Source organism: Hasllibacter sp. MH4015 (genome assembly GCF_020177575.1).
Lineage (GTDB): Bacteria > Pseudomonadota > Alphaproteobacteria > Rhodobacterales > Rhodobacteraceae > Gymnodinialimonas.
This window is the reverse complement of sequence record NZ_JAHTBK010000001.1, coordinates 2,572,384-2,598,541: the sequence shown is the minus strand read 5'-3', so window position 1 is coordinate 2,598,541 and position 26,158 is coordinate 2,572,384. Positions and strand designations below refer to the sequence as shown.

The following is a 26,158-nucleotide window of genomic DNA, read 5'->3' as shown; positions in this document are numbered from 1 at the left end:
ATGAGAGAAGCGCGGGTAGGCAAGATGTCTTGCTGCGAATGCACCATTCGCTGAAAGACGCCTTTCGCATATCGCTGCCGGTGTTGAAATTCTTGACGCGGCCGGGAACCAGATTCCGAGCTACAATGAGCTTTGGTACCGTCGAGATTGCGCATTTGCGGCGAATGTCCGCAACTGGTGCTGCGACGGCAGCACCCTTGCTTACCGGCGGATGGCGGCTTTCGGCCGAGTTAGATTAGGCTTCAACAGTAGATGTTTGCCAAACAACCCGCTCATTTGCGATCCAAAGGCGCTCCGGATCGGCACTCACGATAGCTTTCGGCGTCCCTGATAGCTGTTTCGCTTCTTCGGCTGTACTGGCCACTGCCCATCCTAGGGCGGAAGACAATTGCCCACACTCGGAAGGCACAACGATTTTCCAAACTTGAAGCATGACTTCTTATTGCACGACAAGGTTAACGAAGAGTTTGCATCGGGCATCAAGCTATTTGCCAACGTCGGCTCTGTAGTCGTTGCGATGCCGCGAACAAAGAATTGTCAAAGTCCGCTACGGGCCGAGAACGTCGCTTTGAAGCACCCTTATCTGCGACCCGACACTTCAGTTGTTGACCGAAAAGACCGCGAAAGCCATCAGTCTTAAATGCGATCGACACTCAGCATTATTAGTCCCAACCGGAGACTGAGAGCAGCGAAAACTGCCTAATTCTGCTGCACACTATGCTGCACAACCCGCAACACGCGGAGATCGAGCCTCCAACGAATACAACGACTTAAGTCACTGATATAGAGCAACTTTCGGACTTCGTCTCCGCCACCCACCACCCAACCGAGAAATATGCCCCGATTGTGGCCCCTATAGCTTGGCTGAGGACCGCTGGTTTCTCGGCCTCAGGCGGGCCGATTGGAAATCTTGCGGCTGCCGTTGGAAAGGCAGCCTAACCCGACGCAAGCGCCCCATTCGGTGGCCACTAATTCGTCTGGTTTTGCAAAGATGACCTACGAGTCTTGCCTCGGGGTGCTTTCAGATATTCTTCGCAAGGACCACTTTGCGGCCTGCCATGTTGGATTGACGTTCGGCCGCTCCGCTTGTCGTGGGGGCATCGACGCCGAGGCTTTTCAGGAGCGCCGCGCATTCACGTAGTTCCGCGCCGCGGCGGGTGCCGTGTTTGGCCACGCGGTTCAGGTGGTAGGCGGAGAAGGTGGGCCAGTCGATGCCCGGTGCCCAGTCGGAGAGCGTGTGGAACAGGGCGGGCGTTGCGCCGATGGTCTCGGCCCCCTCAATTGCCTCCGACAAGACCGCCTCGACCCCTTTGACGACAACGGATCGCAGGAGCTTGACCGTCGCGGCGGCGCCCCATTCCTCGCCCGCGACCGCTGCGTCTATCCCGAGTTGCAGCAAAATCGGCGCAAGCGTTGCGGCGTGGGGGCCGGCAAGCAGGAGCGGCGGCAAACGTCCTTCGGCGGTGCGGCCCATGGCGACGGCTTCCACGAATCGCGCCCCGCTGGGAGTGATCGCATCGCGTATGGCGAGCTTGGTCGCGGGTGCGACGGAGTTGAGGTCGCAGAAGATCTGCGTCTGCGTCAGGTGCTGCGCGGCGTCGCGCGCCACGGCAAATGCGGCACTGGCGGTGACGGTGGAAAAGATCAGCTCCGCGCTATCGAAGGCCGCGGCCATGCTGCCGGAATGCTTCGCGCCGACCCGCGCAGTGCGCGCCCGCTGGTCGACGGCCGTTTCGGGATCGAGTGAGCGGAGGTCGAAGGCCCTGACCTCGGCACCGTTGCGGATCATCACGTCGGCGAAGGCGGGACCGGCCTCCGAAAATCCTATGAAGGCGACTTTCATGGACGGCTCCATCCTTCCACGGGGGCGGCGGCGATGGTTTGATGCCCGGCAGTCTGCTCGTGGGCGTGGCGGGTCAGCGCCGCGAAACGGTAGAGGCCATGGACGAACTTGCCGTAGGGCATGGTCACGAAGAAGGCGAAGACGCAGCCCAGGTGCAGGGCCAGCAACAGGCCCATGGCGGGTGTCTGACGCAGGCCGTAAAGGGCAAGGCCAGTGGCGCCGAGCCCCAGCAGCGTCCAGGTGAAGGCGGGTCCCATGCCGGTGCGGTCACGGGGACGCGTCGCGGGATCGCGGCGGAGATCATACCAGATCAGACCCGCCGCTCCGATAACCAGCCCCAGCCCGCCCGGAACACCCAGAAGTTTCGGTGGTGTCCAGAAGCCGTAGGGCGCGGGCCAATCCAGCAGGTAATGCATGATTGTCCCGCTGGAGGTGGAGGCGAAGCAAAGCAGGAAGCCGTACATGGTGAGTTGGTGGAAGAGGCGGCGGTGCTTGTCCGGGCGCGACGATTGGCTCATGCAGCCCATCCCGCCGCCATCGAGATAGCGCATCCGACCCGCGTCACGCGCCGCTTGCCAGAGCGCGGGAAGCGTCACCGGCACGCGATTGCCCCCGTCGGCGGCGCGCCAGAAGTTGCGCAGCCCAAGTGCCATCGCCAGGAGCGAGAACAGGAAGATCGGGGCGAAAAGCGCCACCATCGCGTTGTGTGGCATCACGGCGTAGAAATCACCCGACGCCGTCAGCGCGCCCGGATCGGACCAGAGCGCGAAGCCTAGGATGAAGCCCGCGACAGACAGCACGGACAGGCCCGCGATCCACATGCCGTTGCGCGCGAACAAGGGTGCGAGAGCGCCGGGCCAAGCAAACCGTGCGTAGCTCTCCTCGCGCAGGTCCGCCATTGCCTGGGGCACGTTGATGGCGAATTCGTGCGGCGGGGCGTATTGGCAATCGTAATAGCACGCCCCACAATTGTGGCAGAGATTGGCGAGGTAGTCGGCGTCCGACCCTTCGAAGACACGCCGAAGCTCCATGGCCGGAAAAACGGCGCAGAGCCCCTCGCAATAGCGACAAGCGTTGCAGATCGTCATCTGGCGCGCGACCTCGTCCTGGGCGGCGGTGGCGAGGGAGGGGAGATCGACGCGGCTCATGGGCTGCTCCTGTCATTGGTCAGGCTGCGCGCGGCCTCTGTCCCCGCGATGCGCCCGAAAACCGTGCCGATCGTCATGCCGAGCCCGCCCAAGTAGCCCTGGCCCAGGATGTTGCCCGCCATGATCTCGCCCGTGGCGAAGATGTTCGGGGAGGGCGCGCCGTCGAACAGCACGCGCGCATCACGGTTCACCCGTAGGCCCATATAGGTGAACGTGATACCGGGGCGCAGCGTGTAGGCGCGGAACGGTGGGTCGGCGATCGGTCGCGCCCAATGGGTCTTCGGTGGCTCCAGCCCCTCGGTGCGGCACGTGTCGTGGGTCGTATGGTCGAACTCTCCCGGCAGGCAGGCGGCATTGAATCGCTCGACGGTCTTGATGAAGGTGTTGGCGTCGATGCCGATCTTGCCGGCCAGCCCCTCCAACGTGTCGTCCATCTCCGGGGGGAAGGCGGACGGCATGAACAGGTCGGCTGATTTCGCGTCGATGATGACATGGCCCACCTGGTCAGGCTGCGCGGCAACGAGGCGGCCCCAGATGGCGTATCGCTTGGGCCAGAAATCCTCGCCCTCGTCATAGAAGCGTTCGCCGTTCTGGTTCACCACGATACCGAAGGGCACGCAATCAAGGCGCGTGACGATACCGCCGTCGAATTTCGGGGCGCGCCCGTCGATGGCGACGGAATGGAATTGGTCCACGTCACCGACTTTGTCGGCCCCGGCATCGAGCATCAGCCGCAGGACGCCGCCGGTGTTGTAGGGCGTGCCGCGGATCAGGAAGTTTTCCGCCGCCTCGCCCCAGCCTTCCTTCAGCCAGTCGATGTTCGATTCGAATCCCCCGGCTGCAGCGACGAAGGTGCGTGCCGTGACCGTTTCGCGCCGGGGCGTGTCGGTTTCCCAGCCCGCCTCCAGCGTTGCGCCTAGGAAAAAGCCATCCTCGATTTCGATGTCGGCCACACGGGTCTCGTACCGGCACTCGACGCCGAGGTCCTCCGCCATGCGGTAGAGCGCGTTGAGCATTGAGCGCCCACCACCGAGGAAGAAGGCGTTGGTGCGCCCCAGGCTTAGCGTGCCACCCAGCGACGGCTGGAACCGGACGCCCTGCGCTTCGAGGAAATCCCAAACCTCGGTGGAGCGTTGCAGGGTCAGTTCCGCAAGCTCCGCGTCCGTGTTGCCCTTGGTCACGCGCATCAGATCGTCGAGGTATTCGTCCACCGGATAGGGGCCGGTCAGGATGCCGTTGCCCTCGTCATGGGCGATGCGGCAGTTGCGGGTGTGGCGCGTGTTGCCGCCGCGCATGGCCATGGGCGCGGCCTCGGCCACCAGGACCCGCGCACCTCCCCGCGCAGCGCAGATCGCGGCGCAGAGTGCGGCATTGCCACCGCCTGCGATCAGGACGTCATAGCTCATGCAAGACCCGACACGGTGATGAGCCGCTCTTCCGTCATCTCGCGGATTGCGTAGCGCGGGCCTTCCTGGCCGAAGCCGCTGGCCTTCACGCCGCCATACGGCATCAGGTCAACGCGGGAGGAGGAGGTTTCGTTGATGTGCACGCCACCGACGTGGAGCCGCCGCGCGGCGTTCAGGGCGGCGGTGATGTCTTGTGTAAAGAGGCCCGTTGCAAGGCCGTAGGGCGTGGCGTTCACGCGGTTGATGGCATCGGACAGGGTGTCGATGGGGATCACGGCGGCGACTGGGCCGAAAGCCTCCTCCGTCAGGAAAGCGTCGGTCGGCTCGGTGATGATCGTGGGCTGCATGAGGCTGCGCTCTCGCGTGCCGCCAAGCAGGATATGCGCGCCGTCGAACATTGTCTCAACCCGCTCCGCCGCGTCTTCGGAGATCATCGGACCGATATCGGTGGCGGGGTCCGTCGGGTCCCCGGCGACGAGCTGTCGGGCGGCTGTCACGTAGTGACCGAGGAAGGCGTCGTGGACGGAGCGCGCGACGTAGAGGGTTTGGATCGAGGTGCAAACCTGGCCGGCCTTGCGGAAACTGGCACCGGCACATTTTTTCGCCGCGACCTCCAGATCGGCGTCGGCGTCGATGATCGTGGACGCGATGGAGCCAAGTTCCATCTGCGTACGTCTGAGCCCTGCAGCGGCATGGATCGCGGCACCGACCTTGGTGGAGCCGGTGAAGGCGTAGAAGGCGGGTCTTGGGTCGGCGAGAAGCGCGCGCGCGACCTCTGCCCCGCCATGGAGCATCTGCACCGCCCCGGGCGGGAAGCCCGCGTCCAGAAGTGCCGAGACCAGATGGGCGGCTGGGCCGGGCGTTTTCTCGGACGGCTTCAGGATGACGGCGTTCCCGGCGGCAAGCGCGGGGCCGAGCTTGTGGCAGGGGGTATTCAGCGGGGCGTTGAACGGCGTGATGGCCACGACCACGCCAACGGGTACGCGGATGGTGAAGCCCATGCGCCCCGCGATGGCCCCGTCGAAGGGTACGACATCGCCCGCAATCCGCGTCGCCTCCTCCGCCGACAGGCGCAGGGTTGCCAGTGCGCGATTGATTTCCCCATCGGCGTCCTTGAGGGGGAAGCCGGCCTCCACAACCATGGCGGCGCGGATCGCATCGCGCCGGTCCTCTATCAGATCGGCGGCGCGGCGCAGACAGGCCGCCCGTTCCGGGGGCGGGGCCGCGGCGTAGCTGGTGGCCGCGGCCAATGCATCATCTACGTCGCGCGGGGTCGCGCTGGGCAGGCGGTAGGCCTCGGACAAATGGTACTTGTCGAACACCGCGATTTCCGACCCGTCCGCGCGCCATGCGCCGTCGATGAGGTTTGCGACCCGCATCAGAACTGCGCCGCGTATTGCGCGGGGTCGATGCGCGCGCCGATGACGAGCGGGGTGTCACCGGGGTCCACGGCCAACGCCTCAGCCAATTGAGATTCGGTTTCGGCCATGATGCCGTTGCAGCCCATGGAGGCTGCCAGCGGCTCGATCGCCGTCTCCTCGATGATCGTGCCGGTGGAGGGGACCTGTTTGGCCATCTGCTTCAACTCGATCCGGTTGAGCGAATTGTCGACGAAGACAAGCACCTTGAGGCCCAGTTTCAGGCTTGCGGCCAGCCGAAGCTCCCCCTGGACCATGGCCAATCCGCCATCGCCGGTGAAGGCCACGACCGGCGCGTCGCGGTGCAGGTGCTTGGCGGTGATCCCGGCGGGCAGGCTGAACCCCATGGAGCTGAGGCCGTTCGTCATCAGGAACCTGCGGGGCGCAGAGGGGCGCCAGCCCTGTCCGACAAGCAGCTTGTGAGAGCCGACATCGACGCTGGCGATGGTGTCGGCGGGAAGGACATCCCGCGCCACGCGGATCACGTCGGAGGGGTTGAGCGTGCCGCTGACGCGCCCATCGTCGAACGCGGCAGCGAGGTGATCGCGATGGCTGGCGATCTCGGCCAAAGGCCAGCCCGCCGCTGCGGAAGCCGCATCGGTAAGCCACGCCAGCGCGGGCGCGATGGGCCCCACGACCTCAGCCTCGGCGGCATAGACCTGATCGGTGTTCGGCACCTGGTCGATGTGGAGGACCGGAGCCTTGACCGACCACGGCTTGATCAACTCGACCGGATCGAACCCGGCGCAGATCACGAGATCCGCCGATTGCATCAGATCCCACATCAGCGCCTGGCAGGCCATGTCGAGCGTGCCGGCAAAGAGTGAATGATCTTCGGCCACAGTCCCTTTGGCCATGGGGGCGGCGACGATTGCCGCGCCGATCCGTTCAGCCAGCGCGACAATTTCATCGCCCGCGGCCTCCTGCATCGCGGAAATCCCGAAGAGGATCATGGGACGCTTCGCGCGGGCGATCATCGCCTCTGGCGCGGTGCCGGAATGGGTGACGGAGGTGTGATGGAAGGGTGTCAATGGCGGGGGCACCACGTCGCCCGCAACCTCCGCCGTGACATGATCGGCGTGCATAGACAGGTGAACCGGGCCGGGGCGCGGGGCCATCGCCAGGCGCAGCGCGCGGCGCAGGACGGGGTCGGCGGCGTTGGGCGTCAGGTCCGCGGCCCATTTGGAGATCGGCGTGAAGAGGGCGCGTTGGTCGACGACCTGGTGGGTGAATGTCGCCACGCGACCCGTGTCGATCTGTCCGGAAATCGCCACCATCGGCACTCGATCCAGGTACGCGTTAGCGACGGCGTTCGCGAGGTTCGTGGAGCCGGGGCCAAGCGTTGACAACACGCAGCCGGGCCGCCCCGTAAGCATCCCCCAAGCCTCCGCCATCAGACCCGCCGTGCCTTCGCGCCGGGCCAGTATGAACTCCGTCCCTTCAGTGCGACAGGCTTCCAGGAAGCCCACGGAGGGATCGCCAGGATAGCCAAAGATCGTCTTTGTTCCAACGGCTTGCAGGCTGCGGACAGTTGCCTCGGACAGGTTCAAGAGGTGTCTCCTTGTCACGACTTTCGATATTGGATACAGATGTATGCAATCCAATGCAACAGGGAGGTGGCCATGGATCTGGAACTGCGGGGCAAAGCGGCGGTTGTGACCGGCGGCAATGCGGGGATCGGGCGCGCCATCGGGCGTATCCTGGCCGAGGAAGGGTGCCGTGTGCTGCTGACGGGGCGCAACGAGGAAACACTCGCAAGCGGCAAGGCCGAGATCTTGGACGCGGGCGGCGAGGCCCATACGATGGTCGCCGACCTTTACGACGATGCGGTCGCCACCAAGATCCAAGCCGCCGCGATAGACGCGCTCGGGCAGGTCGACATCCTTGTGAACAATGCCGGCGGCTCTCGCCCTTTCGGCAAGGACGCGACGGAGGAGCAATGGGACGAGGCGTTGACGCTGAATTTCACGCGGCCCCGCCAGATCGCCCATGCTTTTCTGGAGGGAATGCAGAATGCAGGGTGGGGTCGGATTATCAACATCACCGGTAAGTCCGAGCCCGAGGGCGTGAACGGCGCGTTCTGCGCCAAGGCGGGTATCCATTCCTGGGCCAAAGGGCTGAGCCGCGAGGTCGGGAATGACGGAGTGACCGTCAATTGCATCGCGCCCGGTCGGATCATGTCGGACCAGATCCGCCGCAATTATTCGCCCGAATACCGCGCTGAGCAGTCGCGCACCGAAATTCCCGTCGGCCGCTACGGGGAGCCGGAGGAGCTGGCCAACCTGGCCGTGTTCCTGTCCTCGCCGTTGGCCGCCTATATCACGGGCACGATGATTGCGGTGGACGGGGGCCTGCGGAGGTATCAATTCTGAGCCCATGACAAAATCCCCGGCCCCGGCCTCCGCCTATGAACAGATCCGCGCCCGCATCCTGAACGGAGAGATCCGGCCGGGCGACCGCCTGCGCGAGGTGGAATTGGCCGATGATCTGGGCCTGTCGCGCACCCCGGTGCGAGAGGCGATCCGGAGGCTGGAACAGGACGGGATCGTCGAACATGCCGCCCACAAGGGCGCGGTCGTGCGCAGCCTCGACCAATCCTCGATCACCGAGCTTTATACGATCCGTGAAGTGCTGGAGGGGACGGCAGCCCGCCTTGCCGCCCAACATGCGAACTCGGCGGAGATCGACGCGCTGGAGGAGGTTTTGGCGACACAGCCACCGGAAAGCGCCGATCTGGACGCGGCGGAGGCCAGTCGCCGTAACGCGATCTTCCACGGGGCCATCGGGCAGGCCGCCCATAACCGGTTTCTGTTGTCTGCCATGGACGGGATTTCCAGCGCACTGACGCTGCTTGGGCCCACCACGCTTAGCATGCAGGGCCGCATCGACGCGGCGCGGGACGAACACCGCGCGATCCTCGCCGCGATCGCCGCGCGCGACGCGAACCGCGCCGAAGAGGCCGCGCGCGCCCATATCCGCGCCGCCCATCGGGCACGTCTGCGGCTGATCTATGAGGTGGCGTGATCCTTGGTGATGAACTCCACAATGGCGTCGGCCATTGCCTGCGGGGCCTCCAACAGGGGCAGATGCCCCGCACCGTCGATGATCCGAACCTCCGCCCGTGGCAGGGACCGGGCCAGCGCGCACATCGTGTCGGGCGTGGTGGAGACATCCTCGGACCCGCCAAGGCACAGCACCGGCAAGTCCAACGCGCTCAGGTCGTCCGACAGGTCGGTCTCGCCTATGGCGGCGCAGGCGGCGAGGTAGCCGTCGACCGGCTGCGCGGCGAGCCTGGCCTGTGCGTGGGCCACGACTTCGGGATGGGCGGCAGCGAAGGCGGGCGCGAACCAGCGTTTCACCTGATCGGCGGCGAAAGGGGCCATCCCCTCACTCCGAATGCGTGCGGCCCGGGCCGCGTAATACTCCGCCGATCCGATGACAGGCGCGGTGTCGCACAGGATCAGGCCTGCATACCGCCCCGGCGCATCGAGCGCGGCCTGCATCGCGATCTGCCCGCCGATCGACAAGCCCACGAGCCAAGCGCCATTCGGGGCCAGCATGGTGAGGTCCGCCGCGTGATCCGCCATCCGGTCGCCTGCGCCCCCGGATTGTCCGTGGCCCCGCAGATCGTAGGTCGTGATACCCCAGTCAGGCGGCAGATGCCCGAGCAGCGGCTGCCAGACCCATGCCCCGGTGCCAAGCGCATGGGCGAACGTCAAATGTGGTGCGCCATCGCGGGTTTCGACATGCAGATCAGACATGCGCCGATAGTGCGGACCCTGCGGGCGGAGGGCAAGGGATGGACCTGACCGCGATCCTTGCGATGGATCCGCTGATCCTGTCGGCGGTGCTGCTGGCCGCCTTCGTCACCTCGATCATTCACGGCGGCACCGGGATCGGCGGCGGGTTCCTGATGGCCATCGTGCTGGCGCCGTTGATCGGTGTCGTCGCGACTGTGCCGGTGCTGGCCGTGGCCCTGACGATCAGCGGCGTGGCGCGGGTGTTCTTCAACCGCGACGCGCTGCATTGGGGGGCCTACAGGCTGGTGATGATAACGACGATCCCCGGCGTGATCCTTGCGGCGCTGATCTATTCGAACCTGAACGCCACGGCCATCGCGATCATCCTTGGCACGACGATCCTTGCCTCTGTACCCGTGCGCCATTGGGCCGCGCGGCGGCAGATCGAGGCCGGACCGCGCGCGCTGATGGGGGCGGGTGCGGTTTATGGTGTGGCTTCGGGCGCGTCGATCGGGGCGGGGATGCTGCTGATCCCGTTCCTGACGGGCCACGGCCTGAACCGGCGGGAATTCGTCGGAACGCTGGCGGCCATCGCGCTGACGATGAACATCACTCGCACGAGTGTTTACGGGGGAACAGACATGCTGGGGGACGGATGGTTCGCGCTTGGCGTGTTGTGCGGGCTGGCCACGATCCCGGGCAACTGGGTCGGCCAGAAGGTGCTGCGCGGTATGGGTGAGGGCTGGCATAAGGTGGCCATCGACGTGCTGACCGTTTTCGGGGGGCTCAACTTCTTCCGCATCGCGATCATGGGGTGATACCCAATTCTTCGATGAATTCGTCGGCGCGCGCGCGCACGATCCCTTCAAGGGTCAGCGCCTCGTCGCTGAGCGTATGGCCGCGCAAAAAGTGCATTCCGAATGCCATCGGGTAGTGCGGCACGATCGGCACGGTGGCCAGTTGCTCCGGAAACCCAGTTGGGACCAGCGGGTCGCAAATCGTCACGCCTGCGCCAAGCGCCACGAGGTGACAGGCCAGATGCGCCTGGCTGACCTCCAGCCTCGGGCGCAGCATCGCATTGGCATGGCCGAAGATCGTCTCGGTCTGCTGCCGCAAAAGCGTGCCGCTGCCGAGCGTCAGGAAATTGTCCTCCGCCAAGAGGTCCTCCACGCTCAGCGACGGCGCATCGGCCAGGCGGTGGCCCACGGGAAGCACCGCCACGGCAGGAAGCTCGAACAGCAGGCGCGTGTCGATGTCACGATGGCGCGCCGGCAGGCTCGACAACCCGATGTCGAAGCGTTGGCCGGTGATCCAAGTCTCCAAGAAGCGGCGCGGCTGGATATCGACGCTGAGCGCGACATCGGGATGGGAGGCCTTGAAACGCGCCACAACGGGCGCGGTGATTGCGGCGCCCAGGCGCGGCATCGACACCAGCCGCAACCGCCGCCGCGCGCCGGTGCGGATGTCGTTGGCGAAATCGGAGATCCGGTTCAATCCCGACAGGATCGGTTGAACCTCCTGCAAGAAGGCCTGACCGGCCTCCGTCGGGCGCAATTGCCGGCGCGACCGGTCAAACAAGACCAGATCCAGCTCGGCCTCCAGGGCCTGGATGCGGCGCGACAGGGCGGGCTCCGACAGGTTGAGGGCGCGGGCTGCGGAACTGAGGGACCCCAGCTCGACCACCGTTTGAAAGGCCTTGAGGGTGTCGGTGCGCAACGGCGTTCCTTCTCTTGCATTTTGCGCAAGTAAACCCAGAACCTTAGCAATTGTAAATGCATTCACACCATGCAACCCTTTTCGGATCAGGCACTGCGCAAGCAAGACGCGGCCTGCAAGGGAGGACCATCATGAAGACTTTTCTGCTTTCCACGGCTATCGCGCTGACCGCAACGGCGGCCTTCGCCGACTATCCCGAACGTCCGGTTCGGCTTATCGTCGGCTTCTCGGCGGGCGGCGGCACCGACACATCCGCGCGGGGCTTCGGCTCCTTCGCGGCAGAGGCACCAAGCATGAACGGCATGCCGATGGTGATCGTGAACCAGCCCGGCGGTTCGGGCCTGCAAGCCGCCCAGACCGTCGCCGAGGCGGACGCGGACGGCTATACGCTCTACATCATCAACAATGGCACGCTGTCGGGCAGTTCGCTTTCGACGCCAGAGGCGGAGTTCGACCCGCGCGAGAGCCTGGTGAACCTGGGCTGTGTGACGCAGCTTGTCACCGGCCTGCAAATCCCTGCCGAACATCCCGCACAGACGGCTGCGGAATGGGTGGAGATGGTGCGCGACAGCGGTGAGACCGTGCGCTGGTCCACCTCGGGCGCGGCGACGATGCATGCGGTTGTGGGCCACCTGTTCATGAATGCCAACGGCATCGACCACCAGGTCGTGCCCTTCCGTGGCGGATCGAACGCACGGAATGCGTTAGTGGCCGACGATGTAACGGCCAGCTTCAATGGCAACCAGCTTGTGTCAGGCTTCGAGGATGACATTCGTGTGCTTGGCGTGCCGTCACTGGAGCGCGACCCGGCCAACCCCGACGTGCCGACCTTCGCGGAACAGGGTCTGGACGCCCTGAACGTGACGGGGCCGATGTGCCTTTACGGCCCGGTCGGCCTGCCCGATGAGGTGATGGAGGATGTCTCCGCCGCCGTCGCAGCGGTCGTCGAACTGGAAGGCTTCGGCCGTTTCATGGGTCGCTCCGGCCTGGCCGCGATGCACCTGACGCCGGAGGATGGGGCCGAGAACCTCAACCGCCTGATGGAGACGTTCGAGCCCGTGATCGCCGAGATCGCGGCGGCGCAGGAATAAGCTCTCTCCCCAGTCCCGGGTGCCGTTCGCGGCCCCGGGACGCCTATGTCCGATCGGCCCGTACCCCATGACCTATCGCAGTCGCATCGACCTTGGTGTCGCCGCTACCGTCATCGCCATTGGTGCGGTCTTCGCGGTGGAGGCATGGCGCATCGACCCGGCCTCCTATGAGGCGGTGGGGCCGCGATCCGTGCCGGTCTTCTTGGCCGTCCTGATGATCGCGCTTGGGGCGATAATCGCCATCGGCGCTGTCGCTGGTGGCGCGCCGGAGGAGGAGGCCGAGAGCTTCGGTTTCCGCAACAGCGATGTGCGCCGGGTGCTGTCGGTGATCGCCGTCGGTGCGATCTGTACCGCGATCTTCTGGGCGGCAGGATACATGGTGGCGATGATCGTCGGGACCGGCCTGATGCTATGGGTTTTCGGGGTGCGGCGGCCGATCATCCTGCTGCTCCTGCCGATCCTGGCCGGTATCGTCTACCAATTCGTATTTATGGGTCTGATGGGCCTGCTCGATCCGCGGGGGGAGCTTGTGGACCTGCGCTGGCTGTCGCGCCTGATCACGCCGGGGTCCTGAATGATAGACGCGTTCAATGACCTGATCGGCGGCTTCGGAATGCTCTTTTCCGATCCGCAGGCGATCTTCTTCACCCTGCTCGCGGCATTCGTCGGCATCATTTTCGGCGCGCTTCCGGGCCTGACGGCGAGTGCGGCCATCGCGATGCTGCTGCCGCTATCCTTCTACCTCGGGCCGCTGCCCGCGCTGGCGTTTCTCTACGTGATCGGGAAATCGGGGCGTTATGGCGGTTCTATCGCGGCGATCCTGTTCAACACGCCCGGCACGGCGGCCAGTGCGGCGACGATGATGGACGGGCACCCGATGGCCAAGCGCGGCCAGCCGAACCGCGCCCTGCGCACGGCAACTGTCGCCAGTGTCTTCGGGGATTACACGGGCGAGATCATCCTGATCTTCGGCGCCGTCTGGATCGCCCAATATACCCGCACATTCGGCCCGACCGAATATTTTGCGATCTACCTGATGGCCTTTGTCGTGATTGGATCGGTGGTGGGGAAATCCATTACCAAGGGCATCCTGTCCACAATCCTTGGCGCGCTTGTTGCCCTGATCGGCACGGACGTCATTACCAATACCCCGCGCCTGACCTTCGGAACCCAGGACCTGCGCGACGGGATGAGCCTCGTTCCCCTTCTGATCGGGGTATTCGTGATTTCGGAGATCATAATCCAGGCCGAAAAGCGCGGAAAGGAGACTGTGATCGACGCAGGGCTCGCCGATGACCATCGCGGCGACCGCCTGACACTTGCTGAGGTGCGGCGGCTGGTGCCGCTAATGTTCCGCTCGTCGATCATGGGATCGTTCATCGGCATGATGCCGGGGCTGGGCTCATCCGTGGCCTGTTTCGTGGCCTATGGCGAGGAAAAGCGCCGCGCCGCGAATTCCGAGCAATGGGGGACCGGCGTGATCGAGGGCATCGCGGCCCCGGAAAGCGCGAATAACGCCGTGTCGGGACCGTCGATGATCCCGCTTTTGACGCTGGGTGTGCCGGGCTCCACTGTGGCGGCAGTGCTGATCGGCGTGTTCTTGATCCACGGCATCCAGGTCGGCCCGCTCCTGTTCAGCGAAAGCAACATGATCATCACCGATAGCGGCGATTTCTTCTCGTCCCGCGAGCTGGTCTTCGCGTTGTTCGCCGCCGGTCTCGTGGGCATCGCCGCCTATGGCGTGATGGGCTTCTGGGGTGGGCCGCTGATTGGCAAGACCATTGCGCGGATTCCGCCAAGCTACCTCTATCCGTTCATTTTCCTGACGGCCGTGGCGGCCAGCTTCTCCGCCCGCGCGTCGATCCTCGACGTGGCTATCGCGCTTCTCTTCGGTGTGATCGGCTACGCGATGCGGCGCACCGATTTCGCACCGGCCGCATTCGTGATCGCCTTCGTCCTTGCGCGCCCGATGGAGGAGAGTTTTCGCCAGGCGCTCCTGCTGAGCGACGATGGTGCGCTTATTTTCCTGAAGGAGCCTGTGGCGGGCGGCTTCCTGGCCGTGGGCGTCCTTGTCCTGCTGGCCCGCATGATCGGCCAGCGCCGCCAGCGGCGGGCGAACGCGCAATGAGCGAGGATCGCGATCCGCCCCTGCCACTCTCCGGCATCCGGGTCGTCGATTTCACCCATGTCCTTGCCGGGCCTGCCTGCGGCTACATGCTGGGGCTTCTGGGCGCGGAGGTCATCAAGGTCGAAAGCCCGCGCGGCGACGCGATGCGCTGGCGTGGCGGCACCGACAAGGCGGCAGCGGCGGAGGGGCGATCGACCGCCTGGTCGACACAGGCCGCAGGAAAAAGGTCGGTGGTGCTGGACCTTGAAACGCCGTTCGGGCGCGACGCGATGGACCGGCTTTTGGCCACGGCAGATGTGCTTGTCGAAAACCATCTTCCGCAGACCCTTCGCACCCTCGGCCTGACCAACCTGACCGACCGGTTTCCGCGCCTTATCCACTGTGCGATGACGGGTTATGGCCGTGGCGGCGAGATGGAGAATGCCCCTGCCTATGACGTGAATATTCAGGCAGCCTGCGGCCTGATGACCATGACCGGGACCGCCGAAAGCGGGCCGTTGCGCACGGGCGCGCCGGTGATGGATTACGGCACCGCACTCGCCGCCGGGTTCGGCGTCGTCTCTGCCCTGCTTCAGCGGGAGCGGACGGGGCGTGGCGCATTTCTGGACGTCTCCATGTTCGACACCGCGATGGTGCTGATGGCCTCGGCCGTGACAGACATGTCCGCCACGGGCCACGTACCGCAGCCTCGGGGCAACGCCGCCAACTCCCGCAGCCCGTCGTCGGGGACATTTCCCTGTCGCTCTGGCCTGCTGTCCTTGGGGGTGAACGAGGAAGCGCAGTTCGAGGCGCTGGCGCGGACCGTGGACCGGGCGGTCTGGCTGTCCGATCCGCGCTTCACCGACCGTGCGGCCCGCGCAAACCATGCCGAGGCGCTGGAGGCGGAGCTGCTGGACGCGCTAAGCGTGGAGGATGCCAGCACGTGGGAGCATCGGTTGCGCAAAGCGGGCGTCGCGGCGGCCGAATTGCGCGGGCTGGACGACGCAGTCGCCTCCCCCCATGCGGCGGCGCGGGGGCTGTTTCATCCGCTGCCTAGCGGTGCATCGGTTCCGACCTTGCCGTTCCAGATCGCCGGGCACGGCTTCGCCCCAGCCCACCCACCGCGCGACCTTGGCGCGGATACCGACAGCCTTCTGCACGAGCTTGGATTGAGCGCACGGGCGCAGGGGCCGGATGGTTCTCCAGATTAAGGCGCCGGATTTGCCATGAGCGCGGGCCGAACCGCACCTTCGTTGCGCTTGCCGCCCAAGGGTGTGACTAAGGCCGCCACACCATATCCTGACTGACCCGGATGATGCTGCTGGAAAGCGCATCGAATTCCTGCCGGATATGGTTCCGCACCCGCTGCGCCGCGGGCTTCAGATCGGCGTCGTTCCGGGTCAGGATTCCCAGATGGCGGTCCGGATCACCGATGCGGATCGACAAAGCACCGACGGAGCGTTGGGCGCGCATCATGAAAACCACGGAGAATGGCAATACCGTCAGGGCGTCCGATCCGGTGAGGATGTTGACCGTGGCGCTAAGCGATCCGCCCGTGAAGCTGACCTTGAAATCCCGGATGCCGATCTCCTTCAACACGGTGCGAAGGTCTTGGTACAGCGGGCTGTCCGCCGGTGGCGCAATCCAGGGATATTGGCCGATATCGGACAATTTGACGGAGCCGCGCCGCGCGAGGGGGTGGCCCGTCCGACAAGCGATCACATTGCGCCCCGGCAGGATCTGGTCGAAGTCGAACCCCTCGGGGATGATCGAGGCCCGCATCGGCAGGATCGCAAGGTCAAGGCTGCCATCCTCAAGGCGCGGCAGCAGGTCGTTCAGGTAGCCATAGATCTGGTCGATCCGCACGTCGGGCCGCGCAAACTGGAACCCCGCCAACATGCCTGAGATGACGCCGTCCATGAAAAACGGTGTGCCGCCGACCCGCACCGCCCCGGTCTTGCCATCGCGATATTGCGCGAGAAGGGCCGCGCTGCTGCGACCGGCTTCATGGATCTTGCGCCCCTCAGCCGCCAGCGCGAGGCCCAGTTCGGTCGGTCGCAACGGGCGACGATCTTTTTCGAAGAGCGCGATCCCGATGCGTTTCTCCAAGAGCGCGAGGGATCGACTGACGCTTGGCTGGGACTTCCCCAGCATCTCCGCCCCTTCGCCCAATCCACCCCTATCGACGATGGCGAACAGCATTTCGAGGTGATGTGGATCGAGTTTCATAACATCAAGTTATGAAGTGCGTTCCAGATTCGATCAAGTTGCGGTTTCGGGCGGGCATAGTCGCTTCAACCGGAAGGGATACAGCAGCGTGTTGGACATTGACCATCTTGCCTCCGATCAGACCGTGGCGTTCGGCGCGGGAATACGTCGGAAGGCCCGCGACCACGCCGATGCGGCGGGATGCGGCCGGGTCCTTGTCCTGACGACCCCGCATCAATCGGACCTCGGGCTTGAGCTTGCTGAGATATTGGGACCGATGGCTGCTGGAATATTCTCCAAGGCCGCGATGCACACGCCTACCGATGTCACGGCGGAGGCGCTGTCCCACCTGCAAGATGCGGGCGCGGATTCGGTGCTGTCGGTCGGCGGCGGTTCCACGATCGGGCTGGGCAAGGCCATTTCCCTGCGTACGGGCGCACGACAGATCGCTTTGCCGACAACCTATGCCGGAAGTGAATGCACCCCAATCCTCGGCCAGACCGAAAATGGCGTGAAAACAACGATCAGCGATCCCAAACTGCGCCCGCAGGTCGTGCTCTATGACGCGGAGCTGGTGGCGACCCTACCTGTCGAGATGACCGTAACCAGCGCCTTCAATGCCATGGCGCATGCGGTTGAGGCGCTCTACGCCAAGGACCGGAACGAGGCCGCGACCCAGTTGTCGCTGGACGGGTTGGCCGCATTCCGCCGCGCGCTGCCCGAGGTTCTGGCCGACCCGACGGATCTGTCCGCGCGGCAGGCCACGCAAGAAGGCGCATGGGCCTGTGGCACCGTGCTTGGTCAGGTCGGCATGGCGCTGCACCACAAGCTTTGCCACACGCTGGGTGGCGCATTGAACCTGCCCCACGCGGAAACACACACCATCATCTTACCCCATGCCCTGGCCTACAACGCGCCGGCGGCAGCCGAGGAACTGGCCCCGCTGAGGGACGTGTTCGGCCAAGACGATCCGGCCCGGGCAATGTGGGACTTTGCGGCGTCTTTGGGCGCGCCCATGGCGCTCAAGGACCTCGGCGTGACGGAGGGCGATCTGGATCGCATGGCCGATCTGGCCACGCAAAACCCCTATTGGAACCCCCGCAAGATCACCGCGGAGGGGATCAGAGCCCTCTTGCACCGCGCCTGGGCCGGACGACCCCCGCAGGCCTGAGACATCACCATTCGTTTGGGAGGACGAACCATGATCACACGTCGTACATTGCTGAAAACCACCTCTGCCGCAGGCCTTACGATGGCCGCAAGCGGGCTGGCCGCTCCGGCCATCGCGCAGGGCGCGCGTATCCGATTGGGCTATGTCAGCCCGCAATCGGGACCGCTGGCCGCGTTTTCGGAAGCCGACAGCTTCATCCTCGACGCCTTCGCCAATTCCGAGGTCGGGGCGAACTTCGAAGTGATCGTCAAGGACAGCCAGTCCAACCCCAACCGCGCCGCCGATGTCGCCAGCGAATTGATCATCGACGACGAGATCGACCTGATGCTCGTCGCCTCCACACCGGAAACCACCAACCCGGTCGCCACGACCTGCGAGGCGGAAGAGATCCCGTGCATTTCCACCGTCGCGCCCTGGCAGCCCTATTTCATCGGCCAACAGGGCAATCCGGGCGATCCGGGAAGTTGGGAGCGGTTCTACTACAGCTACCATTTCTTCTGGGGGTTGGAGGATGTGATCTCCGTCTTCACGTCGATGTGGAACCAGCTGGACACCAACAAGCAGGTCGGTGGCCTGTTCCCCAATGACGGGGATGGCAATGCGTGGGGCGATCCAAACGTCGGCTTCCCGCCGGTGTTGGAGGCGCAGGGCTTCGGTCTGACCGATCCGGGCCGCTACCAGAACCTGACCGATGATTTCAGCGCCCAGATCAACGCATTCCGCCAGAACAATGTGGAGATCGTGACCGGCGTGCCGATCCCGCCCGATTTCACGACATTCTGGACCCAGGCCAAGCAGCAGGGCTTCACGCCCAAGGCGGCTTCCATTGGTAAGGCGATCCTGTTCCCGCAGGCGGTGGAAGCGTTGGGTGATACCGGCCACAACCTCTCCTCCGAGGTCTGGTGGTCGCCCTCGCACCCGTTCAGCTCCTCGGTGACGGGCGAGAGCGCCGAAGAGGTTGCCGCCGGGTTCACCGCGGCGACGGGGCGGCAATGGACGCAGCCCATCGGCTTTGTCCATGCGCTCTTCGAGATGGCGGCCAACGTCATGGGCCGCGTGGATGACAGCGGGGACCCCGACGCGGTGGCCGAGGCGATTGCGGCGACGCAACTCGACAGCCTTGTGGGGCGGATCGCCTTCGACGGCGCCGGCCTGCCGCCTTTCGCCGCCGCGAACGTGGCGAAAACGCCCTTGGTCGGTGGCCAGTGGCGGCTGCGCGACGGCGGCGGATATGACCTTGTGATCGTGGACAATTCCGACCAACCGGACATTCCGACCGGCGGCACGATGGAAGAGATCACGGCCTGAGCGCGGTTGGGGGCGCCTGCGTCCCCAACGCCCCGGCAGGAGCAATTCATGTCCATCCTCGAACTCAGGAACGTGTCGAAAAGCTTCGGGCAATTGAAGGTGACCGACGATGTCAGCTTCGATGTCCCGCAGGGCCAGGCGCTTGGTATCATCGGGCCCAATGGCGCGGGCAAATCGACGCTTTTCAACCTGATCACCGGCAATCTCTCACCCGACAGCGGGTCGGTGCATTTCGAGGGGCAAGACGTGACGCGGGTCGCGGCGATGCAGCGTTGTTTCGCCGGTGTCGGTCGGTCGTTCCAGATCCCACAGCCTTTCGACAATTTGACGGTGTTCGAGAACCTTCTGGTCGCGGCGATGCATGGCCGGAACATGGGCCAGGCAGAAGTGCAGCAGGCCTGCGCAGAAATCCTTGAACAGACGGAGCTTTTGCCGGTCGCCAACAATCCGGCGGCGGGCCTGTCGCTTCTGCAACGCAAACGGTTGGAGATGGCCCGTGCGCTGGCCACCGACCCCAAGTTGCTCTTGCTCGATGAGATCGCGGGCGGACTGACGGAAGGGGAGTGCATCGCGCTCATCGACACGATCAAGTCGGTTCACGCACGCGGCGTGACGATCATCTGGATCGAGCACGTGCTCCATGCGCTGACCCGCGTGGTCGAACGATTGCTTGTGCTCGATTTCGGCAAGGTCATCGGTATCGGTGCCCCGGACGAGATCATGGCGCGGCAGGACGTGCGCGAGATTTATCTGGGGATCGAGGTATGAGCCTGCTTTCGACCCATGGATTGACCGCCCATTACGGGGATTTTCAGGCGCTGTTCGGTGTGGATATCACCCTGAGCGAGGAAGAGACGGTCGCGATCATCGGCGCGAATGGCGCGGGCAAGACAACGCTCATGCGTTCGCTTTCGGGCGTATTGAGGAATGCGCCCGAGATGATCACACTGGACGGCCAGCAGATCGGCGGGATGAGTGCCGACGAAATTCTTCCCCTCGGCCTCGCCATGGTGCCGGAGGGGCGACGGCTGTTCCCGTCGTTGAGCGTGGAAGAGAACCTCTTGATCGGCACCTATGGCCGCAAGGTGCCGGGCCATTGGTCGCTCGACGCAATCTATGACCTCTTCCCGATCCTGGCCGAACGGCGGCACAATCCCGGCACGGCCCTCTCGGGCGGGCAGCAGCAGATGGTGGCGATCGGCCGCGCGCTGATGTCGAACCCCAAGGTGCTGCTTTGTGACGAGATCAGCCTCGGCCTCGCCCCCGTTGTCATCAAGGACATCTACGCGGCGGTCCCGAAAATCCAGGAAAGCGGCGCCAGCCTTGTCGTGGTCGAGCAGGATATCGGGCAGGCGATGAAAGTCGCCGACCGGGTCTATTGCATGATGGAGGGCCGCGTGACGCTGGATGGCACGCCCGAGGGCCTCAGCCGCGCGGACATTCACGCGGCCTATTTCGGAGTGGGCGCATGATCTGGATTGATACATTCGTGCAGGGCGTGCTGTTGGGTGGGCTCTATGCCCTTTTCGCGGCGGGCTTGAGCCTCGTCTTCGGAATCATGCGGCTGGTGAACCTTGCCCATGGCGATCTCATCGTGATGGCGGCCTACCTCATTCTGCTTCTGGTCACGCTTTTGGGCCTGTCGCCGTTCGTGGCCGCCGCCATTGCCGCCCCGGTGATGTATCTGATCGGATGGGGATTGCAGAAGCACCTGCTGAACCGGACCCTCGGCACCGACATCCTGCCGCCGCTTCTGGTGACGTTCGGCCTGTCCATCGCGCTTCAGAACGCGCTGCTGGAAGGCTTCACTGCCGACAGCCAGCGGCTTCCGACCGGCGCGATTTCGACGGCGTCCCTTGATCTGGGCGTAATCAACGTGGGCGTCCTGCCGTTTCTGACCTTTGGCTCGGCGGTTGCGGTCATCGTGGGCCTGAACCAGCTGTTCTATCGCACGGAGCTTGGCCGCGCCTTCCGCGCGACCTCGGACGATCCGACGACGGCGAGCCTGATGGGGATCAAGCCTGGAAACATCTTCGCAAAGGCCACGGGCATCTCGATGCTGGTCGTGACACTGGCGGCGCTTTACCTCGGGATGCGATCGAATTTCGACCCCTCCGTCGGGCCGGCGCGTCTGATCTACGCGTTCCAGGCCGTGATTATCGGCGGGCTTGGCAGCCTGTGGGGGACGTTGGCCGGCGGGATCATCATCGGCCTCGCCCAGACGGTCGGCGCGGCGATCAATCCCGAATGGCAGATCCTTGCAGGGCACGTCGCCTTCTTGCTTGTTCTTCTGGTCCGCCCGAGGGGCCTGTTTCCGAGGGCCGTTGACTGATGACCGATACATCCCAACCCGCTTACATCGTATCCACCCACACCCGCGCGTCGCAGATCACGGCGGTCGCAGCGGTGGCGTTGGTCACGCTGCTCGTGTTCTTGCCGTTTTTCGCCGGGCGCGGCCTGATCCAGGACCTGTTCTTCATTCTCACGATGCTGGTTCTGGCACAGTTCTGGAACCTTCTGGCGGGCTACGGTGGCCTTGTTTCCATCGGTCAGCAGGCCTTTGTGGGGATGGGCGCCTATGCCATGTTCGGCGGCGTGATCCTGGCCGGTGTCGATCCGATCCCGGCGATCCTCCTGGGGGGCGGGGCCGCGCTCGTCGTGGCGGTGCCAACGGCATTCTTCGCCTTCCGTCTGCAAGGTCCATACTTCGCCATCGGCACCTGGGTCATCGCAGAAGTTATGCGCCTCATCATGGCGCAGGTGCAGGCCTTGGGAGGCGGGACAGGTACGTCGCTTCCGCGCTCGGCCACGCGGGAGATGTGGGCGACGGAATGGGTCGCTGCATTGTTCGACGTTCGCAATTCCGCCGCGCGGGATATCCTGACCTACTGGCTTGCCCTTGCGCTGGCCGCCGCGACCATTGCCGCGATTTACGCACTTCTGCGGTCCAAGCGGGGCCTCGCGCTCTCGGCCGTGCGCGACAATCCGGAGGCGGCGCGATCCGTGGGCGTGGACGCGGGACGGATGAAATGGGTGGTCTTCTTGACCTCCGCCTTCGGCACCGGTTTGGCGGGCGCCTTGATCTACGTCCAGAAGGCGCGGATCAGCCCCGATGCGGCCTTCAGCGTCACCGACTGGACCGCCTACGTGCTCTTCATCGTCATCATCGGCGGGATCGGCACGATCGAGGGGCCGATCATCGGCGTGATCGTCTTCTTCCTGCTGCAATCCCTGCTGGCCGATTACGGCTCCTGGTATCTGTTTACGCTCGGCATCATCGGCATCGTCGTCATGCTTGTGGCACCCCGCGGGATCTGGGGTCTCATCACTGACAAGACCGGCATTCAACTGTTTCCCGTCCGTCGTCGTTTGAGCGGCGGATCCCTGAAGGAGGATTAATCATGGCTGAAATCGAAACTGACGTGTTGATTATCGGCACCGGCCCCGCGGGCTCGGTCACTGCGGCGCTGCTGTCCTCCTACGGGATCGAGAACATGGCCATCAACCGCTACCGGTGGCTGGCCAACACACCGCGCGCCCACATCACCAACCAGCGCACGATGGAAGTGCTGCGCGATCTGGGCCGCGAGGTGGAGGACGAGGCCTACATGCACGCCGCCCACCAGGACCTGATGGGCGAAAACGTGTTTTGCGAAAGCCTGGCGGGGGAAGAGATCGGGCGGATGAAAAGCTGGGGCAACCATCCGCTCAGCAAGGCCGAGCATCTGCTCAGCAGCCCGACGATGATGAACGATCTGCCACAAACCTTCATGGAGCCGATCTTGTTCGGCACGGCGTGCAAGCGCGGCACGCAGGCCCGGATGAGCACCGAGTATCTGAGCCACGTGCAGGATACAGATGGCGTGACAACGACGTGCCGCGACCGCCTGTCGGGTCGCGAATTCGAGATCCGGTCGAAATACCTGGTCGGGGCGGATGGTGGCAATTCGCTTGTGGCAGACCATGAGAACCTGCCCTTCGAGGGACAGATGGGTGTCGGCGGGTCGATGAATATCGTCTTTCGCGCAGACCTTTCCAAATACGTCGCCCACCGGCCAAGCGTGCTTTACTGGGTGATGCAGCCGGGCTCCGACGTAGGCGGGATCGGCATGGGATTGGTACGGATGGTCCGGCCCTGGAACGAGTGGTTGATCGTCTGGGGCTATGACATCAACGAGGAACCGCCGGTCGTGGATGAGGCGCTCGCGACACAGGTGGCGCGGCAGCTTGTCGGCGACCCGGAGCTGGAGATCGAGCTGCTGACGGCGAATACCTGGACGGTCAACAACATGTACGCAACACACATGCAGAGGGACCGCGTTTTCATCATGGGCGACGCGGCCCACAGGCATCCGCCGTCGAACGGTCTGGGGTCGAACACGTCGATCCAGGATGGCTTCAACCTTGCGTGGAAATTGGCCGCGGTCCTCAAGGGGCAAGCCAGCCCGGCGCTGCTGGAAAGCTATTCGGACGAACGCGCACCGGTCGCCAAGCAGATCGTGACGCGGGCAAACCAATCCATCGGCGAGTTCGGCCCGATCTTCAATGCGCTCGGCATGACAGGCGGTTCGGATCATGAGGTCATCCAGGCCAACATGGACGCGCGCTGCGATCCCACCCCGGAATCCGCCGCGCAGCGAGAGGCGATCCGGGAAGCGATCGCCTTCAAGAAATACGAGTTCGACGCGCACGGGGTCGAGATGAACCAGCGTTACCGCTCTGACGCGATCGTTACCGATGGGCAGATGGAACCGGCTTTCGAGCTGGATGCCGAATTGCATTACCAGCCCACCACCTGGCCGGGCGCGCGACTGCCCCATGTCTGGGTCTTCGATCACCATACGGGCGACAAAGTCTCCACCCTCGATCTGTGCGGGCACGGGGCGTTCTCCCTTCTGACCGGGCCGGGTGGGGAGGCGTGGGCCGACGCAGCGCGAAGTGTTGGCGCCGAATTCGGACTTCCCATCAACGTCCATGTCATCGGGCCGCGCCGGGACCACGTGGATCACACCGGCGATTGGGCGCGCGCGAGCGAGATCAACGATACAGGCTGCATCCTCGTGCGGCCCGACCACCACGTGGCGTGGCGGGCCGAAGACCTGACTGAGGATCCGACCGCTGACCTGCGCCGGGTCCTGACATTTATCCTCGGGCGCGGCGATGGCGCCGCCATGGCGGCGGAGTGAGCGCGATGACGATACAGAACGACGGATATTTCACCGAGGAAAACAGCGCCGACGTGGTCGCCGCACGTAACGCGGACGCCAAGGACGCGCGCCTGCGCGACAGCGTCAACATCCTGGTGCGCCACATCCACGCCGCCATCAAGGAGATCGAGCCCACCCAGGAGGAATGGTTCGAGACCGTCATGTTCCTGACCCGAACCGGGCATATGTGCGACGACTGGCGGCAGGAATTCATCTTGCTCTCGGATGTGATGGGCGTGTCGATGCTGGTCGACGCGATCAACAACCGCAAACCCTCCGGCGCGTCTGAATCGACGGTGTTGGGACCATTCCACGTGGCCGATGCGCCGGAATTGCCGATGGGCACCAACATCTGTCTAGATGGCAAGGGGGAGCCGATGCTGGTGCGCGGCCGCATCCTCGACATTGACGGCAATCCCATCGACGGCACCAAGATCGACGTCTGGCAGGCAAATGACGAAGGCTTTTACGATGTGCAACAGAAGGGCATTCAGCCCGATTTCAACCTCCGCGGCGTGTTCCGGACCGGCGCGGACGGGGTCTATAGCTTCCGCGCGGTGAAGCCGAAATTCTACCCGATCCCCGATGACGGTCCGGTGGGTCAGCTTCTGGGCAAGTTGGGGCGACACCCGTACCGCCCGGCGCATTTCCATTACATCCTCGAAGCGGATGGGTTCGAAAGCCTGACAACGCACATTTTCGATCCGGACGATCCCTACATCCATTCCGACAGCGTCTTCGGGGTGAAAGCCAGCCTGATGGCCAAGTTCGACCTGATCGAGGATCCCGCGGCGATTGCGGAAGCCGGTTTCGACGGTCCGTTCTATCTGGTCGAGCACGATTTTGTCCTGGCCCGGCCATGACCGCCCCCTGCATCATCTGCGTGGCGATCACCGGCTCGCTGCCGCGCAAGGCGGACAATCCGGCGGTGCCGATCAGCGTGTCCGAGCAGATCGAGAGCACCCAGGAGGCCTTCGAGGCGGGCGCGAGCATCGTGCATGCCCATGTGCGCAACCCCGACGAGACGCCCAGTTCCGATCCCGAGAAATTCGCGGCCCTGAAGGAGGGCGTGGAAAAACACTGCCCCGGCATGATCATCCAGCTGTCGACCGGCGGGCGGTCCGGTGCGGGCCGGGAACGCGGCGGGATGCTGCCGCTCGAACCCGACATGGCGTCGCTGTCGGTGGGCTCCAACAATTTCCCGACCCGCGTCTACGAGAACCCGCCCGACCTGGTGGATTGGCTGGCCGCGGAGATGCTGGAGCACGGCGTGAAGCCGGAGGTGGAGGCCTTCGACCTGAGCCATATCCTGCACGCCAAGGGGATGGCCGACCAGGGCAAGCTGGCCGGAACGCCCTACGTGCAGTTCGTGATGGGGGTGAAGAACGCGATGCCCGCCGACCGGGATGTCTTCGATTTCTACGTGAAGACCCACGCGCGCCTCTTCGGGGCCGACGCGCCGTGGTGTGCGGCGGGGATCGGGGCGAGCCAGATCGTGCTGAACGAATGGGCGATTGCGGCGGGCGGCCATGCGCGGACGGGGCTGGAGGATAACGTGCGGCTCGACAAGACCACGCTTGCGCCGTCCAACGCGGCCCTGGTCGCCCGCACGGCAGAGATCTGCGCCCGCAATGAGCGCCCCGTCGCCACCTGGCAACAGGCGCGCGCGATCCTGGGCCTGCGCGCGCCCTAGCGCCGCAACACGCCCGAACGGAAGCTGATATTGCTGTCCGGCGCGCGGCAGATTGTTGGACATCCCGCCCCGATTGGGATGAAGATGGCCGCAGGCGGGGCC

24 protein-coding genes are annotated in these 26,158 nt (G+C 64.7%); 16 read left to right on the top strand and 8 right to left on the bottom strand.

Translation table 11 applies throughout. The features are described 5' to 3' along the window. Positions 1–1,021: 1,021 nt before the first annotated feature. From KUW62_RS13325 to KUW62_RS13305, 5 genes are read right to left on the bottom strand one after another with little or no spacing between them, the layout of a single operon-like run. Positions 1,022–1,843 (bottom strand): DUF1932 domain-containing protein, encoded by an 822-nt coding sequence (locus KUW62_RS13325; RefSeq protein ID WP_224815958.1) that lies wholly within the window; start codon positions 1,841–1,843, stop codon positions 1,022–1,024. Then, the gene (tcuB, locus tag KUW62_RS13320) at positions 1,840–2,991 is read right to left on the bottom strand and encodes a tricarballylate utilization 4Fe-4S protein TcuB (RefSeq protein WP_224815957.1); all 1,152 of its coding nucleotides are present in this window, start codon (positions 2,989–2,991) and stop codon (positions 1,840–1,842) included. The genes KUW62_RS13325 and tcuB overlap by 4 nt, the downstream gene beginning before the upstream one ends. Continuing rightward, positions 2,988–4,397, bottom strand: coding sequence for an FAD-dependent tricarballylate dehydrogenase TcuA (tcuA, locus tag KUW62_RS13315; RefSeq protein ID WP_224815956.1), 1,410 nt, complete (start codon positions 4,395–4,397; stop codon positions 2,988–2,990). Before tcuA ends, tcuB begins: the two co-directional genes overlap by 4 nt. Beyond that, positions 4,394–5,776 carry an aldehyde dehydrogenase family protein gene (locus tag KUW62_RS13310; RefSeq protein WP_224815955.1) on the bottom strand — a complete coding sequence of 461 codons (1,383 nt, stop codon included), beginning with the start codon at positions 5,774–5,776 and terminating at the stop codon, positions 4,394–4,396. Before KUW62_RS13310 ends, tcuA begins: the two co-directional genes overlap by 4 nt. Further along, entirely contained in the window at positions 5,776–7,365 is a 1,590-nt protein-coding gene (locus tag KUW62_RS13305; RefSeq protein ID WP_224815954.1) for a thiamine pyrophosphate-binding protein, read from the bottom strand. The genes KUW62_RS13310 and KUW62_RS13305 overlap by 1 nt, the downstream gene beginning before the upstream one ends. A 72-nt stretch (positions 7,366–7,437) precedes the next feature. Here KUW62_RS13305 and KUW62_RS13300 point away from each other — a divergent pair, with 72 nt between their 5' ends. Together KUW62_RS13300 and KUW62_RS13295 are read left to right on the top strand one after the other, a co-directional pair. After that, positions 7,438–8,187 (top strand): SDR family NAD(P)-dependent oxidoreductase, encoded by a 750-nt coding sequence (locus KUW62_RS13300; RefSeq protein WP_224815953.1) that lies wholly within the window; start codon positions 7,438–7,440, stop codon positions 8,185–8,187. 4 nt (positions 8,188–8,191) lie between these two features. Then, a complete protein-coding gene (locus KUW62_RS13295) occupies positions 8,192–8,839 on the top strand; it encodes a GntR family transcriptional regulator (protein WP_224815952.1) in 648 nt (215 codons plus the stop codon). On the opposite strand, the gene KUW62_RS13290 is transcribed toward KUW62_RS13295, so the two are convergent. Then, positions 8,824–9,576 carry an alpha/beta fold hydrolase gene (locus tag KUW62_RS13290; protein WP_224815951.1) on the bottom strand — a complete coding sequence of 251 codons (753 nt, stop codon included), beginning with the start codon at positions 9,574–9,576 and terminating at the stop codon, positions 8,824–8,826. The genes KUW62_RS13295 and KUW62_RS13290 overlap by 16 nt on opposite strands. Before the next feature lie 38 nt (positions 9,577–9,614). On the opposite strand from KUW62_RS13290, the gene KUW62_RS13285 reads away from it, so the two are divergent. Then, complete coding sequence (locus tag KUW62_RS13285; protein WP_224815950.1) at positions 9,615–10,373, top strand: sulfite exporter TauE/SafE family protein; 759 nt, start codon at positions 9,615–9,617, stop codon at positions 10,371–10,373. Here KUW62_RS13285 and KUW62_RS13280 read toward each other — a convergent pair. Further along, positions 10,363–11,271, bottom strand: coding sequence for a LysR family transcriptional regulator (locus tag KUW62_RS13280; protein WP_224815949.1), 909 nt, complete (start codon positions 11,269–11,271; stop codon positions 10,363–10,365). The two genes, KUW62_RS13285 and KUW62_RS13280, sit on opposite strands and share 11 nt — an antisense overlap. 131 nt (positions 11,272–11,402) lie before the next feature. Here KUW62_RS13280 and KUW62_RS13275 point away from each other — a divergent pair, with 131 nt between their 5' ends. The 4 genes from KUW62_RS13275 to KUW62_RS13260 all read left to right on the top strand — a co-directional run bounded on the left by KUW62_RS13275 (position 11,403) and on the right by KUW62_RS13260 (position 15,680). Beyond that, a complete protein-coding gene (locus KUW62_RS13275) occupies positions 11,403–12,362 on the top strand; it encodes a tripartite tricarboxylate transporter substrate binding protein (RefSeq protein ID WP_224815948.1) in 960 nt (319 codons plus the stop codon). 67 nt (positions 12,363–12,429) lie between these two features. Then, the gene (locus KUW62_RS13270; RefSeq protein WP_224815947.1) at positions 12,430–12,936 is read left to right on the top strand and encodes a tripartite tricarboxylate transporter TctB family protein; all 507 of its coding nucleotides are present in this window, start codon (positions 12,430–12,432) and stop codon (positions 12,934–12,936) included. Further along, positions 12,937–14,490, top strand: a complete 1,554-nt coding sequence (locus tag KUW62_RS13265; RefSeq protein ID WP_224815946.1) for a tripartite tricarboxylate transporter permease — start codon at positions 12,937–12,939, stop codon at positions 14,488–14,490. After that, entirely contained in the window at positions 14,487–15,680 is a 1,194-nt protein-coding gene (locus KUW62_RS13260) for a CaiB/BaiF CoA-transferase family protein (RefSeq protein WP_224815945.1), read from the top strand. The genes KUW62_RS13265 and KUW62_RS13260 overlap by 4 nt, the downstream gene beginning before the upstream one ends. Before the next feature lie 67 nt (positions 15,681–15,747). On the opposite strand, the gene KUW62_RS13255 is transcribed toward KUW62_RS13260, so the two are convergent. Next, the gene (locus KUW62_RS13255) at positions 15,748–16,698 is read right to left on the bottom strand and encodes a LysR family transcriptional regulator (RefSeq protein ID WP_224815944.1); all 951 of its coding nucleotides are present in this window, start codon (positions 16,696–16,698) and stop codon (positions 15,748–15,750) included. Between the two features lie 88 nt (positions 16,699–16,786). Between KUW62_RS13255 and KUW62_RS13250 the strand changes: the two genes are divergently transcribed. Genes KUW62_RS13250 through KUW62_RS13210 form a run of 9 tightly spaced genes read left to right on the top strand, consistent with a single transcriptional unit; the run spans position 16,787 to position 26,056 of the window. Then, positions 16,787–17,848 carry a maleylacetate reductase gene (locus KUW62_RS13250; RefSeq protein ID WP_224815943.1) on the top strand — a complete coding sequence of 354 codons (1,062 nt, stop codon included), beginning with the start codon at positions 16,787–16,789 and terminating at the stop codon, positions 17,846–17,848. A 30-nt stretch (positions 17,849–17,878) separates the two neighbouring features. Then, positions 17,879–19,156 (top strand): ABC transporter substrate-binding protein, encoded by a 1,278-nt coding sequence (locus KUW62_RS13245; protein ID WP_224815942.1) that lies wholly within the window; start codon positions 17,879–17,881, stop codon positions 19,154–19,156. A gap of 48 nt (positions 19,157–19,204) precedes the next feature. Next, the gene (locus tag KUW62_RS13240; RefSeq protein WP_224815941.1) at positions 19,205–19,924 is read left to right on the top strand and encodes an ABC transporter ATP-binding protein; all 720 of its coding nucleotides are present in this window, start codon (positions 19,205–19,207) and stop codon (positions 19,922–19,924) included. Next, the gene (locus tag KUW62_RS13235; RefSeq protein WP_224815940.1) at positions 19,921–20,628 is read left to right on the top strand and encodes an ABC transporter ATP-binding protein; all 708 of its coding nucleotides are present in this window, start codon (positions 19,921–19,923) and stop codon (positions 20,626–20,628) included. The genes KUW62_RS13240 and KUW62_RS13235 overlap by 4 nt, the downstream gene beginning before the upstream one ends. Next, on the top strand, positions 20,625–21,488 hold the full coding sequence (locus tag KUW62_RS13230; protein ID WP_224815939.1) for a branched-chain amino acid ABC transporter permease: 864 nt from the start codon (positions 20,625–20,627) through the stop codon (positions 21,486–21,488). The genes KUW62_RS13235 and KUW62_RS13230 overlap by 4 nt, the downstream gene beginning before the upstream one ends. Continuing rightward, complete coding sequence (locus KUW62_RS13225) at positions 21,488–22,555, top strand: branched-chain amino acid ABC transporter permease (protein WP_224815938.1); 1,068 nt, start codon at positions 21,488–21,490, stop codon at positions 22,553–22,555. The genes KUW62_RS13230 and KUW62_RS13225 overlap by 1 nt, the downstream gene beginning before the upstream one ends. Before the next feature lie 2 nt (positions 22,556–22,557). Then, positions 22,558–24,342 (top strand): FAD-dependent monooxygenase, encoded by a 1,785-nt coding sequence (locus KUW62_RS13220; RefSeq protein ID WP_224815937.1) that lies wholly within the window; start codon positions 22,558–22,560, stop codon positions 24,340–24,342. A gap of 5 nt (positions 24,343–24,347) precedes the next feature. Then, positions 24,348–25,226: an intradiol ring-cleavage dioxygenase gene (locus tag KUW62_RS13215; protein ID WP_224815936.1), complete on the top strand. Its 879-nt coding sequence runs from the start codon at positions 24,348–24,350 to the stop codon at positions 25,224–25,226. Next, on the top strand, positions 25,223–26,056 hold the full coding sequence (locus KUW62_RS13210; RefSeq protein ID WP_224815935.1) for a 3-keto-5-aminohexanoate cleavage protein: 834 nt from the start codon (positions 25,223–25,225) through the stop codon (positions 26,054–26,056). Before KUW62_RS13215 ends, KUW62_RS13210 begins: the two co-directional genes overlap by 4 nt. The last annotated feature ends 102 nt before the right edge of the window (positions 26,057–26,158 follow it).